The sequence below is a fragment of the Alteromonas sp. DYW1 genome (assembly GCF_059752595.1).
This window is the reverse complement of the sequence record NZ_CM186038.1, coordinates 1732801-1746807: the sequence shown is the minus strand read 5'-3', so window position 1 is coordinate 1746807 and position 14007 is coordinate 1732801. Positions and strand designations below refer to the sequence as shown.

At 46.1% G+C, this 14007-nt stretch carries 14 protein-coding genes; 2 read left to right on the top strand and 12 right to left on the bottom strand.

Annotated features, from left to right (window positions below):
- Window positions 1-7: 7 nt before the first annotated feature.
- From fabF to yceD, 8 genes are all read right to left on the bottom strand, one after another.
- Complete coding sequence (fabF, locus tag AC121Z_RS07715; protein ID WP_498128184.1) at window positions 8-1249, bottom strand: beta-ketoacyl-ACP synthase II; 1242 nt, start codon at window positions 1247-1249, stop codon at window positions 8-10.
- A gap of 78 nt (window positions 1250-1327) precedes the next feature.
- Window positions 1328-1567 (bottom strand): acyl carrier protein, encoded by a 240-nt coding sequence (gene acpP / locus AC121Z_RS07710; protein ID WP_018981476.1) that lies wholly within the window; start codon window positions 1565-1567, stop codon window positions 1328-1330.
- A gap of 169 nt (window positions 1568-1736) precedes the next feature.
- Window positions 1737-2465 carry a 3-oxoacyl-ACP reductase FabG gene (gene fabG, locus AC121Z_RS07705; RefSeq protein WP_498127857.1) on the bottom strand — a complete coding sequence of 243 codons (729 nt, stop codon included), beginning with the start codon at window positions 2463-2465 and terminating at the stop codon, window positions 1737-1739.
- Window positions 2466-2479: 14 nt separating this feature from the next.
- Complete coding sequence (fabD, locus tag AC121Z_RS07700) at window positions 2480-3397, bottom strand: ACP S-malonyltransferase (protein ID WP_498127855.1); 918 nt, start codon at window positions 3395-3397, stop codon at window positions 2480-2482.
- A gap of 18 nt (window positions 3398-3415) precedes the next feature.
- Window positions 3416-4375: a beta-ketoacyl-ACP synthase III gene (locus AC121Z_RS07695; protein ID WP_498127853.1), complete on the bottom strand. Its 960-nt coding sequence runs from the start codon at window positions 4373-4375 to the stop codon at window positions 3416-3418.
- Window positions 4376-4377: 2 nt separating this feature from the next.
- Window positions 4378-5403, bottom strand: coding sequence for a phosphate acyltransferase PlsX (gene plsX, locus AC121Z_RS07690; RefSeq protein ID WP_498127852.1), 1026 nt, complete (start codon window positions 5401-5403; stop codon window positions 4378-4380).
- A 28-nt stretch (window positions 5404-5431) separates the two neighbouring features.
- Window positions 5432-5602 carry a 50S ribosomal protein L32 gene (gene rpmF, locus AC121Z_RS07685; protein ID WP_100641102.1) on the bottom strand — a complete coding sequence of 57 codons (171 nt, stop codon included), beginning with the start codon at window positions 5600-5602 and terminating at the stop codon, window positions 5432-5434.
- Window positions 5603-5605: 3 nt separating this feature from the next.
- Window positions 5606-6133, bottom strand: coding sequence for a 23S rRNA accumulation protein YceD (gene yceD / locus AC121Z_RS07680; protein WP_498127850.1), 528 nt, complete (start codon window positions 6131-6133; stop codon window positions 5606-5608).
- 56 nt (window positions 6134-6189) lie between these two features.
- Between yceD and AC121Z_RS07675 the strand changes: the two genes are divergently transcribed.
- On the top strand, window positions 6190-6819 hold the full coding sequence (locus AC121Z_RS07675; protein ID WP_498127848.1) for a Maf family protein: 630 nt from the start codon (window positions 6190-6192) through the stop codon (window positions 6817-6819).
- A 120-nt stretch (window positions 6820-6939) separates the two neighbouring features.
- Here the strand turns inward: AC121Z_RS07675 and AC121Z_RS07670 are convergent, their stop codons facing one another.
- On the bottom strand, window positions 6940-7593 hold the full coding sequence (locus tag AC121Z_RS07670; RefSeq protein WP_498127846.1) for an HAD-IA family hydrolase: 654 nt from the start codon (window positions 7591-7593) through the stop codon (window positions 6940-6942).
- The gene (rluC, locus tag AC121Z_RS07665) at window positions 7590-8546 is read right to left on the bottom strand and encodes a 23S rRNA pseudouridine(955/2504/2580) synthase RluC (RefSeq protein ID WP_498127844.1); all 957 of its coding nucleotides are present in this window, start codon (window positions 8544-8546) and stop codon (window positions 7590-7592) included. Before rluC ends, AC121Z_RS07670 begins: the two co-directional genes overlap by 4 nt.
- A gap of 495 nt (window positions 8547-9041) precedes the next feature.
- Between rluC and rne the strand changes: the two genes are divergently transcribed.
- Window positions 9042-11852, top strand: a complete 2811-nt coding sequence (gene rne, locus AC121Z_RS07660; protein ID WP_498127843.1) for a ribonuclease E — start codon at window positions 9042-9044, stop codon at window positions 11850-11852.
- Between the two features lie 295 nt (window positions 11853-12147).
- Here rne and AC121Z_RS07655 read toward each other — a convergent pair whose 3' ends face one another.
- Both AC121Z_RS07655 and sohB read right to left on the bottom strand, forming a co-directional pair.
- On the bottom strand, window positions 12148-12783 hold the full coding sequence (locus tag AC121Z_RS07655) for a TetR/AcrR family transcriptional regulator (RefSeq protein WP_498127841.1): 636 nt from the start codon (window positions 12781-12783) through the stop codon (window positions 12148-12150).
- Entirely contained in the window at window positions 12780-13793 is a 1014-nt protein-coding gene (gene sohB / locus AC121Z_RS07650) for a protease SohB (RefSeq protein WP_498127839.1), read from the bottom strand. Before sohB ends, AC121Z_RS07655 begins: the two co-directional genes overlap by 4 nt.
- Window positions 13794-14007 lie beyond the last annotated feature (214 nt).

Genomic DNA, 14007 nt, shown 5'->3' with positions numbered 1-14007 from the left:
CTGCAGTTTAATCAGCTAACCGTCTAAACACCAGTGAACCGTTAGTCCCACCAAACCCAAATGAGTTACATAAAGCATAATCCTGAGGAAACGGCTTTGCCTGATTCGGGACTAAATCCAGATCACACTCGTCATCAGGGTCTTGCAGATTAATGGTTGGTGGTGCAATTTTGTCGCGCAATGCCAACAAAGTAAAAATAGCTTCAACCGACCCAGCGGCACCCAATAAATGACCAATCATTGATTTGGTTGAGCTTACCATCACTTTACTGTCTGAACCAAAGACGCTTTTAACTGCACGCAACTCAGCGATATCACCCGCTGGCGTTGAAGTACCATGAGCATTAACGTAGCCGATTACGTCGGCATTGATACCAGCGTCATTGATCGCGTTTTGCATCGACATTGCTGCACCTTCGCCATTCTCGGGTGGTGAGGTCATATGGTATGCATCGCCGCTCATTCCAAAGCCCACTAACTCGCCATAGATATGTGCACCTCGGGCTTGTGCATGCTCTAATGATTCGAGCACAACAACCCCAGCGCCCTCGCCCATGACAAAACCATCGCGCCCTTTATCCCAAGGTCTACTGGCTTGTTGTGGCTCATCATTGCGCGAGCTCAACGCTCGCGCCGCAGCAAAGCCAGCCATTCCCAACGGCGTAATCGAAGCTTCAGCACCGCCGGCGATCATAACATCCGCGTCATGGTACGCAATCGTGCGCGCTGCGATACCAATATTATGCACCCCCGTAGTACAGGCGGTGACAACATTTAAATTAGGACCTTTTAAGCCTTCCATGATCGAGAGAAAACCCGAGATCATGTTGGTAATAGTCGATGGTACAAAAAACGGCGAAACCCGCTTAGGACCGCTTTTTTGCATCTTAATGTGGTTTTCTTCAATCATCTTTAAACCACCGATCCCTGACCCTATCGCAACGCCAATACGATGCGCATTAGAATCATCGACCGTTAGCTTTGAATCAACGAGAGCTTGTTTTGCCGCAGCAATGCCCAACTGAATAAAGCGATCCATCTTTTTCACATCTTTCGCTGGGATATACTGCGCTGGGTCGAAGTCTTTTACTTCGCCAGCGAAGCGTGTGGATAGTTCTTCAGGATTGAAGTGCGTAATGGGACCAATCCCACTTTTGCCTGCAAGCAATGCACTCCAGGTTTCATCTACGGTATTGCCAAGCGGTGAAAGCATGCCCATACCGGTTACAACAACGCGCCGTTTGGTCACTTTGCCCCCGATATAAAAGATATGAATAGGTTTAAACAAAAAACGGCTCTGAGCAGAGCCGTTTTAGAAGATAATGACTTAAGCGTCTTTGTTCGCGTTGATATAGTCAATCGCTGATTGAACAGTTGTAATTTTCTCAGCTTCTTCATCTGGAATTTCAGTGTCGAATTCTTCTTCCAACGCCATAACCAGTTCAACAGTGTCAAGCGAGTCAGCACCAAGGTCGTCAACAAAAGAGGCTTCAGATTTTACTTCTTCTTCTTTTACGCCAAGTTGTTCAACGATGATTTTCTTAACGCGTTCTTCAATGTTACTCATAATTCTAGATTTCCCTTAACGTCACTAGATAAAAATTGCGGCTAGTTTATTCAGCCTCAAGACACCTTGCAAGCTTGAATCGCTTAAATCGGTGAGGTCGAACCAGCTAACCCAGAAAGTGTATCAACAAAATATTAACAATCAAGTCGGTGATCATAGAAATCATCGACTATTGCATAAACATTCCACCATTTACGTGCAAAGTTTCGCCAGTTATGTAAGCAGCAGCATCACTGGCTAAAAATGCAACAGCTGCTGCGACTTCGGCCGGTTGACCTAAGCGACTGGCCGGGATATCAGCAAATATTGCGGCTTTTTGCTCATCTGTTAGCGCTTGCGTCATATCGGTATCAATAAAACCAGGGGCTACAACGTTTACTGTTATCCCACGACTTGCGACTTCTCGCGCCATTGATTTTGAAAAACCAATAACCCCGGCTTTCGCCGCCGCATAATTGGCTTGACCAGCATTACCAGCACTGCCAACGACTGATCCGATCGAGATGATACGGCCTTGGCGCTTTTTCATCATGCCACGCATTACGGCTTTAGAAAGCGTGAATATTGACTTCAGATTGGTATTGATGATGTCATCCCATTCACTGTCTTTCATGCGCATTAATAAATTGTCACGCGTAATCCCAGCATTGTTGACTAAAACATCAACCGCGCCATATTGTTCAGTGATCGCTGCAATAACGGCACTGACAGAATCAGCGTCAGTCACATTCAAGCACATACCAACGCCCTTATCGCCTAGGTAGGCTGTTATCGCGTCAGCACCAGCTTCACTGGTTGCAGTGCCTATAACAAAGTGATCATTGACTAGCGCTTCGGCAATGGCTTTACCGATCCCTCGACTGGCACCGGTAACTAACGCTACTTTTTTATTTTCCATAGTCTAACCTTTACTTAATTAAAGTGTGCGGGCTCATTCATTGGAGCCGCTGCAACTGATTTATCAATCCGTTTGATCAATCCAGTGAGCACCTTGCCAGGGCCTACTTCGAATATATTAGTTACCCCTTGTTGTGCAAGGAATTCAATCGATTCAGTCCAGCGAACGGGACAGTACAATTGACGAACAAGTGCATCTTTGATGCTTGCTGGATCGTCATTAATAGCGACATCAACATTGTTCACTACAGGTAGTGCGGGGCGATTTATTGTTATGCTTTCCAATAATGCAGCAAGCTGTTCAGCCGCAGGCTGCATGAGTGCGCAATGCGACGGTACACTTACAGCGAGAGGCAATGCACGCTTTGCTCCGGCCGCCTTACATGCCTCAGCTGCAGCTTCGGCCGCAGCGCTTGTGCCGGCTATAACCACCTGGCCTGGCGAATTATAATTAACCGGCGCAACCACTTGACCAAGATTGTTTGCCGCTTGCTCACAGCAAGAGACGATAGTTGCGTCATCGAGACCGATAATCGCATACATGGCGCCCTCACCTGCAGGCACTGCCTGCTGCATAAAGCGTCCACGTGCTTCAACCAAGGCAACGGCGTCGCTTAGCGATAATGCATCAGCGCAGACCAAGGCAGAATATTCTCCCAAGCTATGCCCAGCAAGATAGTCAATCTTTGCCAGCTTATCTTTAGCCACATGCCACAAAGCAACACTCGCCGTAAGTAATGCAGGTTGGGTAACATCGGTTTGGTTTAAGCGATTATCAGGGTCGGATTGAACTAAGCGCCATAGGTCATAACCCAGTCGCTCAGATGCAATCGAAAAGGTTTGTTGGATTTGTGGATAAGCCTCGGCCATAGCCGCAAGCATTCCAACGCTTTGTGATCCCTGCCCCGGGAACACGCAAGCAATTGCTGACATAGTAATTCCTACTCTAGACTAATATTTGACGAGTGCAGAAGCCCAGGCAAAACCGCCACCGAAAGCCTCTAACAATAAATTTTGACCACGTTGAATACGTCCATCACGAATTGCCGTATCCAAAGCCGTCGGCACAGTTGCAGCAGACGTATTGCCATATTTTTCAAGAGTTAATACCACTTGATCAAGGCTCATATCCAATTTTTTTGCTGTGGCTTTGATAATTCTAAAATTGGCTTGATGTGGAACCAACCAATCAAGATCAGATTTCTGCATGTTATTTGCGGCGAGGGTTTGTTCAACTACCTCACTAAGCTTAGTTACCGCTACCTTAAATACTTCATTACCTTTCATTACCCCCCAATTGTCATGCACTGATTGTTCATCACCACGTGTGGGGTTACCAACGTACAGTAAGTCACCATAGCTGCCCGCGGCGTTGATATGGGTCGATAGAATTCCGGGCTCCTCACTGGCTTCAATAAGCGTCGCACCAGCGGCATCTCCAAACAGGATAACCATGCTGCGATCCGCCGGGTCAACTAGTCGACTTAAGCAATCAGTGCCAATGACTAATATACGCTTGGCCATACCTGACTTAATATACTGATCAGCAACACTGAGCGCGTAACAATAACCTGCACATGCAGCAGCCACATCAAATGCGGGAATGCCATCTAAATCCAACATACGTTGGATCTCACATGCGGTTGAAGGCAATGCATACCGACCGCTCGTAGTCGCACACACGATCATATCGATGCTCTTGGGATCAATATCTGCAGCTTCAATGGCTTTAAGGCTAGCTTCGTAGCCCATAGTGGCGGCGGTTTCATTAGCCCCAATAATACGGCGTTCTTTGATACCAGTGCGGTCAGTGATCCAATCATCTGAGGTATCAACCATCAGTTCAAGATCGGCGTTGCTACGGACTTCCTGCGGATAATAGCTGCCCGTTCCAATAAATCGTGAATACATGCTTAATGATGCTCCAACAATACCTGTTCTATTCTGTTTTTTATTCTTTCAGGAACTTGCATCTTCGCTTCATTAATGGCCTGTACAATGGCGTAGTAAAAGGCATCTGCGGAGGCGTTCCCGTGGCTCTTAACCACAATGCCGCGCAATCCTAACAGACTAGCGCCATTATACTGGTCGGGGTTCACTCGATTATAAATAGTTTTTAATAATGGCAAAGCAAGTTTAGCAACTAGACGGGTATACCAGCTTTGCGTAGATAAACGTTTGACTTCATGTACAATTAGCTTAGCCAACCCTTCACTGCTTTTGAGCGCGACATTACCGGTAAAGCCATCGGTAACAACTACATCAGCGACATCGGTAAATATATCGTCGCCCTCAACATAACCAATGTAATTAATACTTGCTGCATTGCGAAACAATTCGTCAGCATATTTAATCTGAGCATTTCCCTTTATATCTTCCTCACCAACGTTTAGCAGAGCAACACGCGGCGACGCAATGCCGGCACATTGTTGCGCCAAAACCGTACCCATGACGCCATATTGAAATAAGGTTTCCGAATTACAATTGACGTTAGCCCCCAAATCGAGCAAAAACACACGGTGATGACTCGCGGTTGGCATGGCCGTGACTAATGCGGGTCGATCAATCCCAGGGAGCGTTTTGAGCACGTAGAACGCCATCGCCATTAACGCCCCAGTATTGCCTGCACTGACACAGGCATGCGCTTGCCCAGTTTCAACACATTCTAAAATGCGTCGCATGGACGACTGTTTTTTTGCCCGCAACGCCTGCGTTGGCTTTTCATCCATGGCGACGACTTGCGTGCAATGTTCGATAGTTAGCCGGGCTAATTCATCGGTAGTTAAATCAGATAAGGCGGCTTTGATGATAGACTCATCACCACACAAAATGAATTGACATTGAGGATGCTGCTTAATTGCTCGAATGGCAGCAGCAAGAATAACTGGGGGGCCATGATCGCCCCCCATAATATCTAACGCAATGGTTAGCTGTGCCAAGATAATTGACCTGCGTTACGCAGTAATCTTATGCACCAACAACTTTTTTACCACGGTAGTAACCGTCAGCGGTTACGTGGTGGCGGCGGTGAGTTTCACCAGATGTTGAATCGACAGACAAAGTCGCGCCTGTCAATGCATCGTGTGAACGACGCATACCACGCTTAGAACGTGTCTTACGATTTTGTTGTACTGCCATAAATTACTCCTGATCTCGCTTAAGTTCTTTCAAAACCGCAAATGGGTTTTCGCGCGTAGGTTCCTCTGCTATCTGACCAAATGTCATATCTTCAGGCTTGACTGAGCACTGCTCCTCTGCATGAAGCGGCACCAATGGTAGACTCAAGATCAACTCGTCTTCTAGCAACTGAAATAAATCGATTTCTCCATATTCGTTTACTTCAATTGGCTCATACGCTTCGGGTATCTCGTCTGCCTGTTCTATCCCCTGCACTGGGCTATAACAAAACGACAAATCAAGAGAGTGAGCAAGCTCACCGTTACACCGTTGACAGATAAGTGACACATCGATACTGACGCTTCCGTGGAAGAAGACAAGACCCTGCGCGTCTTTATCAAACTTCACTTTAACGTTGGCGTACTCATCGCATCGACTGACTGCGTCCAAAAGGCGATCCATATCCTTAGTGGCGATTACACCAACATAGTCGGAGCGTTTTATCGCACTTTTAATAGGATCAATGTTCTGGGGCAGTTTCACTTTCTGCATAGCGCGCGCATAATATAGAGAATACGCTCTTGAGTCAAAGGTTTAATTGGTAAAGCATGCATACTTCAACGCCTAGCACCGAGGAATCGCGACTAATCCTCGCATCTACTTCACCCTACCGAGCAGCATTACTCAAACGTCTTGGGGTAGACTTTGACTGTATTGCTCCAAATACCGATGAAACTCCGCGCGTGAATGAGGCGCCAGACGCACTAGCAAAACGCTTAGCAATAGCCAAAGCGATGGCAGTTGCTAAGCAGTGCGATGGCTTGGTGATTGGTTCTGACCAAGTTGCTGCAGTTGAGCTGGAGAACCAACCCCCTCTGATTCTGGGGAAACCCGGTACCCGTGACAATGCTATTGAACAACTAACGCTATGTAGTGGTCGCCTAGTTACCTTTTATACGGCTGTTGCACTTGTTGACAGTCAACAACTACAAGTATCTAGCCACGTCGAAATTGTAACCGTTGAATTTAGGACCCTAAGCCCTGAACAAATAAGCGTTTATACTGACCGCGAGCAACCTTTTGACTGCGCGGGAAGTTTTAAATCAGAGGGGCTCGGAATTCGCTTGTTCAAAACCATACAAAATAATGACCCTAACTGTATTGTCGGCTTACCAATAATAGGGCTAATAAATCTATTGCTAGCGCGCGGTATCGATCCACTCGATAATGCCGGTTAGCCCGTTGAGCGTTGTGACTGCCGAACGATTGTTATCTGGTGCTTTAAAAGCGCGCTGCGAATAACAATTCAGGGTTTTGACACTGGCACAGCGTTGATTTTATACATCAACGGTAACCGTCTATTTATTCTGCAATAGAAATTGATGCAGCTCAGCGACACTCTCTGCGATAAAAACGGGGTTGTGTACCTGCAATTTGTGGCGTTCATGCACTCCGTAGTCAACGGCAATTCGATCCATACCGATGACTTCTGCCATTTGCATATCATAGGTGGTATCACCAATCATGACTGCATCCTTTACGCCCAAACCACTTGCCGCCAAAATTTGCTTGAGCATGTCCGGTGACGGTTTTGACTCTGCCTCATCAGCACAACGCGAGTAACGAAAAAACTCACCGGTATTGGTTTGTGTCCAAGCTCTGTTCAGCCCACGCCGCGCTTTACCCGTAGCCACGGCAAGGATACAACCCGCTGTATCAAGTGCCGAAAATAGCGGCAGTATGCCCGGAAACAAAGGGCAAGGTGTTGTATCCTCGTGCAAATAATGCTGCTTATATCGTTCAACTAACTGCTGCGTTAACAGGTGATCATCAATGGCAAATAGCTTTTGAATTGCAGGTGCTAAAGTTATCCCAATGATATCTTCAATCGCAGCCTTTGATGGGACCTCTAAACCACAATCAATAGCAGCAAGTTGCATGCACTTAACAATCTTCCCGGCAGAGTCCATCACAGTGCCATCCCAATCAAATATCACTATTCGATATTTCATTGTTGCCCTTCTAGCGTTTTTAGCAAGTGTGCTAATGAGTGATCGAGTTGCGCTTCAAAGCGCACCGTCTTTTCAGTATGAGGATCGTGGAAAGCGATTGAGCGCGCATGTAAAAACAGTCGATTGAGACCCGCAGGTTTTAGTTGTTCATCGAATTCTGTATGACCGTATTTGGGATCGCCAGCGATAACGTGGCCTGCATGTTGGCAATGAACTCTGATCTGGTGAGTACGGCCGGTAATTGGGCTTGCCTCAACTAATGTGCAATTAGAGAATTGTTGCAAAACACGAAAACGTGTTTCAGAAGGCTTCCCTTGCGGGTTTACAAACACCATGCGCTCGCCCGACTGCATCACATTCTTGTGCAAAGGTGCTTTAACCTTAAAGCGGTTTTCAGGCCAATGTCCTTCGACCAGTGCCCAGTAGCGTTTATCCACCCGTTTCTCGCGTAATTGTTCATGCAGATGTTTTAACGCAGAGCGCTTTTTCGCAATCAGAATACAACCTGATGTTTCACGATCCAAACGGTGGACTAACTCCATGAATTTAGCTTCTGGACGCAGTGCACGAAGCCCTTCGATAAGGCCAAAACTAAGTCCACTGCCCCCATGTACTGCAATACCACTGGGTTTATTGATCACCATTAGTCGATCATCTTCGAACAAAATAAAGCTTTCTAGATTAGCGACTTTATCCAGCTTAACAGACGGCAGTGCATTAGGCTCTGCCTGGCGAACCGGTGGGATTCGTAAAGTATCACCTGCTTGTAACTTATACTCTGGCTTTACCCGTTTCTTATTAACCCGCACTTCGCCCTTGCGTAAAATACGGTACACCAGGCTCTTGGGAACGCCTTTGAGTTGCGCATGTAAATAGTTATCCACGCGTTGACCTTGATGCTCTGCATCAATTTCGTGGAACTGCACCTTCGATTGAGTTTGGGATGTTTGCATGGCGCGCAGTGTAACCCATTTCGTATACATTCCGAATAGTATTTTGTTTACTTGCTAGTTTACTGAAAAAAAGTGATAATACCGCGTCCGAAGAGAGCGTTATGAACTTCGCTAACACTTCAACCGGATCGAGTATCGCCGCGCCAATGAACGCGCAACTGAGATACATTTTTAGCAAGTGATGAAATTATTCCCCTCGCCTACAATTTGGAGCTGGGATCATTTGCAAAGCGATAAACATAAAAATCGCCGATAAATACAAATACAGAATTGGATAATATTAAGCGGTAAAACAGCGCTTAATAGTAGAAAAAGTAAATGTTAGGGTTTTGCCTCCCCGACACTCATTAAACAATAGTTAACTCTGCGAAAACAAAGAGTTAATCAGAAAGAGTTAATTGGCTTCTCTCGCGCTAGCGCTCGTCGTGATGACGTTCCGTACAGACGTGCGGTCCTGCTGTGTGTCTTTATCGGTGTAAAACTGAGAAAGATAAAATGAAAAGAATGCTGATCAATGCGACTCAACAAGAAGAGTTGCGGGTCGCCCTCGTAGATGGGCAAAAACTCTACGACTTAGATATTGAAAGTCCAGGGCACGAACAAAAGAAGGCGAATATTTACAAGGGTACAATTACTCGCGTAGAACCTAGTCTGGAAGCTGCTTTTGTCGACTACGGCGCTGAACGCCACGGTTTCCTTCCCCTCAAAGAAATTGCCAAAACATACTTCCCTGACGGATATAAATTTGAAGGACGTCCTAGCATTAAGGATGTGATCAAAGAAGGTCAAGAAGTTATCGTGCAAATCGATAAGGAAGAGCGTGGACAAAAAGGCGCAGCCTTAACTACCTTCATCTCACTTGCCGGTAGCTATTTGGTTTTAATGCCGAATAATCCACGCGCAGGTGGGATCTCGCGACGCATTGAAGGCGATGAGCGGACTGAACTTAAACAGGCCCTAAATCAGCTCGACCTTCCTAGCGGTATGGGGTTAATCGTGCGCACTGCCGGTGTAGGAAAATCCTACGAAGAATTAGCTTGGGATTTAAGTGTCCTGATCACTCATTGGGATGCCATCAGTAAAGTTGCTGAAGAGCGCTCTGCACCCTTTCTTATTCACCAAGAAAGTAATGTCATTGTGCGCGCGATCCGCGATTACCTTAGACGTGACATTGGTGAGATCCTCATCGACAAGCAATCAGTATATGAACAGGCATTGCAGCACATTCAATTAGTACGCCCGGATTTTGTTAATCGGGTAAAGCTGTATAAAGGTGAAGTACCGTTATTCAGTCACTATCAAATAGAAAGCCAAATTGAATCTGCCTTTCAGCGTGAAGTTCGATTACCTTCAGGTGGCTCAATTGTCATTGACCCGACCGAAGCACTAACGTCAATCGATATTAATTCAGCCCGCGCTACCAAAGGCGGAGATATTGAAGAAACGGCACTAAACACTAACCTGGAAGCAGCGGACGAAATTGCACGTCAATTACGCTTGCGTGATCTGGGTGGGCTAGTGGTTATCGACTTTATCGATATGACGCCGGTACGTAACCAGCGGGAAGTCGAAAATCGCATGCAAAATGCAGTTGGACCAGACCGCGCACGCGTGCAGATTGGTCGCATTTCGCGTTTTGGCTTACTTGAAATGTCTCGTCAGCGCCTACGCCCTTCTCTTGGAGACTCTGCGTATAACGTTTGTCCGCGCTGTAGTGGTCATGGCACTGTGCGTGGTACAGAATCACTTGCTCTATCTATCTTGCGGATCTTAGAAGAAGAAAGTATCAAAGAAAACACGCATCAATTAGAAGCCCAATTACCGGTTAGTGTTGCTACGTACCTATTAAATGAAAAGCGTAAAGCGGTACAATCCATCGAAAAGCGGCATAATGTTCAATTGATCTTGTTACCAAACCCTAATCTAGATACTCCGCACTACAAGATTGAACGCCGTCGAGTAGATGAACAAATCACCGATGCCAGTTATACCGTTGAACTTGTTGATGTCGGCAACGAAGTCGATGATAAGCATGCAGCGCCTACAGTGAAACGAGAAGAACCTGCATTGCAAGGACTTGTCGCACCACCACAACCCGCGCCTGCGCCAGCTCCACAGGTGCCAAAAGAGCCTAGCGTTGTCGGCAAACTTGTCAGTTGGATCAAAGCACTATTTGCTGAAGAAGAGCAGCCACAAAAGAAAACTCAACGTAAGGGTGGCCGACAGCAGCAAAAGCGCAATAATCGCTCACGGAATGCGAAACCAAGTCAACGTCGTAATAATGACAATCGCAAAGGCAACAAACGCAACAATGAAGAGTCGAGTGACTCTGCAACTCAAGCACAAGGCAATGAAAGTCAGCGCCGCAATCAAAACGACAAGCGCACGCGTGGACGTAACCGTCGCAATTCTGCGAGCGATGACAGTGTAGAGGCAAAGAAAGATTCGGATACCGCGACGGAGCAAGTAAAAGAACGCCGCAGTCGCCGCAACAATCGTAAAAGTGTACGCGCCAAAAACGCAACAGATGGTGCCGTTGCTGAACAGCCGCAAAACGCCGTTGAACAGGACGTATCCACTGGAAAAAGTGCAGAGGCGAGTAATACTGAACCGGCACCAGCCAAAGCATCTAAACCTAAGCGTCAGGCGCCGAAGGCTGAGAATCCAGTGTCCGCGGACGCTCAGTCAGACGAAGCCATCGTCAAAGATAGTGACACAGCTGACGGAAATAATGAAGCCAGCGATAGCGAAGAGAAAACACGCAGCAACAGTCGTAATCGCCGCTCGCCTAGACATACCAGAGCGGCAGGACAAAAACGCAAGAAGCAAGCGAGTGAAACCGAAGTTACTCAGGATGAATTAAACTTTGACGCTCCAGTCGCGGTTGAAAGCGCTACAGACGATGCAGCCGCTGCAAGCCAAGATAAACCGCAACAAGAGACTTTGACTGAAGTTACCAGTACTGACGCTACGATCACAGAAGCAGTCGATACGGATAAGGTCGTTGCTGAACCCTCAGAGGCTCAACCAACAACAGATACGACTCCAGTAGAAGCATCACCCGTTGTCGAAGACTTGTTCGCGCATGAGCCTAGCGCGAATAAAACGGTCACTATTAAGATCATGCGAGCCAGTCATCCGATGGCGAAACCAGAGCCGGTAGACTATGAATTTGGCGAGTTAACCATCAATGAGCTTGCTCAGGATCAACGCCCAGAGTTAGTCACATCTGGAAAATTTGCGGCAATGGCGTCAGTGAAGTCTTCAGCCAAAGCACCGATGGCTTCTCCCGCATCGGTAGATTAAAATATTCACTCAAAATATGCATAGAAAAGCCCGGTAGTACCGGGCTTTTTTTTACTTTACACAAACTTTTTCAATACACTAGCCGACAATACACATAAAAAAAACTACCCAGTGATTGTTAATTAAAGCACTTGTGTTTAGTTTAATTACCCTGTTCACATTGGCTTACGCAAATGAATACCGCACCCCACTCTATTCCGACTTAGTACTCAATCCTTTCAAAAAGGGTGCCACGCTTTGGGTTTAGGCAACCCGATTTACAGCGCTGGATATCAACATTCACTCCGGCACGCAATCAATATTGCTCATTAAACTCGCCAGCAATACCTGCAGTAACAAATTTAGCCAAACGTTGGGTTAGAGGATGAAAGTTAGCTGAAGCATTAAAATCTGCTTCAGCTATTTCCATTAATGCTTGGCTAGAGGACATAGAAAAGACAAAGCTGCCGAGAGCAAAGTGCAACCGCCAAAAAAGTTCTTCACTGCTGACCGTGGGTAAACTACGCCGAAATTGCTCCATCAATGCTGACAGAGTTTCGCCATAAGTGCCCAAGATAAAACTACGTAAATGCCCCTGGGTTTCGCTATACCCACGCCCCAACAACTGCACAAAAGTTGCCGTTCCGCGAGGCCGAAAGTTTTCAATATTCTCAAGCGGCTCGACAATGCAATGTATAACATCTTCGACACGCGCAGTTTCTGCACTAGATAGCTGTTTCAAGCGTGTATCCATTTGCGGGATCACCAAGTCGAAATAAAACTTGAAGACCGCCTGAATAAGGTTTTTCTTGCTGCCGAAATGGTAATTTACCGCAGCCAAATTGACTCCAGCGTGCTCTGTGATCTTGCGCAAAGACGTATGGGTAAAACCATACTGCGCAAACAACTGTTCAGCGGTCGCTATTATTTTCCCCTTAGTATCTTGACTCATTTAAATAACGACTGTGAGCGCTCCCACATTTTCATAAACAATTGTTCCGCACCATTGGCCACACTAAGTCCAAGCTTCTCTGCCATGGATTTCTTACTTGTATAGGCCACTTTAAATACGTTCTTTTCCATATTGGCAGCGAGAATAAAGTCATCAGAGGTTTGGATTTCATCAACCAAACCCAATGCTTGCGCGCGTTCTCCATACCAGTATTCACCAGTTGCAACAGTATCAATGTCTAATTCTGGCCGATTGTTTTTAACGAACCCTTTGAACATACCATGGACTTCTTCAAGCTCATCGCGAAATTTCTGTCGACCAGCTTCATTGTTTTCGCCAAACATGGTCAATGTGCGCTTATACTCGCCAGCAGTATGTTGCTCAAATTCAATATCATTCTTCTTCAAAATTTTATTAAAGTTCGGCAATTGGGCAATTACACCAATTGAGCCTATTATTGCAAACCGAGATGCGATGATACGGTTGGCAACACAGGCCATCATGTAACCACCACTGGCAGCGACCTTATCAACCGCGACCGTAAGGTCCAATCCGTGATCGCGTAATCGTTGTAGTTGTGATGCAGCTAACCCATAGCCATGCACAACGCCACCACCACTCTCTACGTTGACTAAAACTTGGTCATTTTCTTTGGCGATACTGATAATTGCAGTCACTTCTTTACGCAAATTATCGACTTCGTGCGCGTCCATTGAGCCTTTAAAGTCAATGACAAACAAATGCGCTTTTTCAGCGTCATCCTTACCTGACTTCTTATCTTTCTTCTGTGCCTTTTTTAATGCTTTTAATTGGTCTTTGGATAATAGTTTGTGTTGCGCATGCTCAATCAAAGCGTCCAGCTTTTCCGACAACGACTCAATCAACAACTCCCCTTGTTCCTTAGTTTGTTTACTGGCCTGAGCGGCAATACTGGCAATGATAATTACAATAGCAATGACGATAGTGACTGCTTTGGCGAGAAAAACGCCATACTCGTATAGAAATTCCAATGTAACCTCGATAATAAAAGCGAATGTTAATAAACTGAAAGTCGTACTTATTTAGACTTAATACTTAAGACCATATGGTACTTTGAAGAGCACGCTAACTCCATGACTTTATGACTGCACTGCTCTAAGAATCAACACCCGCATTTTGCGCAACTATTGTTTCGATAACTGGCTAATCAGCTACAGTAAATAGTAATGCGGTGAATGACTTAGT

Excerpts from the sequence above, each read along its gene's own strand:
- yceD (WP_498127850.1), bottom strand. The coding sequence starts at position 6,133 with ATGCAGAAAGTGAAACTGCCCCAGAACATTGATCCTATTAAAAGTGCG.
- AC121Z_RS07655 (WP_498127841.1), bottom strand. The coding sequence starts at position 12,783 with ATGAGTCAAGATACTAAGGGGAAAATAATAGCGACCGCTGAACAGTTG.
- AC121Z_RS07675 (WP_498127848.1), top strand. The coding sequence starts at position 6,190 with ATGCATACTTCAACGCCTAGCACCGAGGAATCGCGACTAATCCTCGCA.
- AC121Z_RS07695 (WP_498127853.1), bottom strand. The coding sequence starts at position 4,375 with ATGTATTCACGATTTATTGGAACGGGCAGCTATTATCCGCAGGAAGTC.
- fabD (WP_498127855.1), bottom strand. The coding sequence starts at position 3,397 with ATGTCAGCAATTGCTTGCGTGTTCCCGGGGCAGGGATCACAAAGCGTT.
- rne (WP_498127843.1), top strand. The coding sequence starts at position 9,042 with ATGAAAAGAATGCTGATCAATGCGACTCAACAAGAAGAGTTGCGGGTC.
- AC121Z_RS07670 (WP_498127846.1), bottom strand. The coding sequence starts at position 7,593 with ATGAAATATCGAATAGTGATATTTGATTGGGATGGCACTGTGATGGAC.
- rpmF (WP_100641102.1), bottom strand. The coding sequence starts at position 5,602 with ATGGCAGTACAACAAAATCGTAAGACACGTTCTAAGCGTGGTATGCGT.
- rluC (WP_498127844.1), bottom strand. The coding sequence starts at position 8,546 with ATGCAAACATCCCAAACTCAATCGAAGGTGCAGTTCCACGAAATTGAT.
- acpP (WP_018981476.1), bottom strand. The coding sequence starts at position 1,567 with ATGAGTAACATTGAAGAACGCGTTAAGAAAATCATCGTTGAACAACTT.
- fabG (WP_498127857.1), bottom strand. The coding sequence starts at position 2,465 with ATGGAAAATAAAAAAGTAGCGTTAGTTACCGGTGCCAGTCGAGGGATC.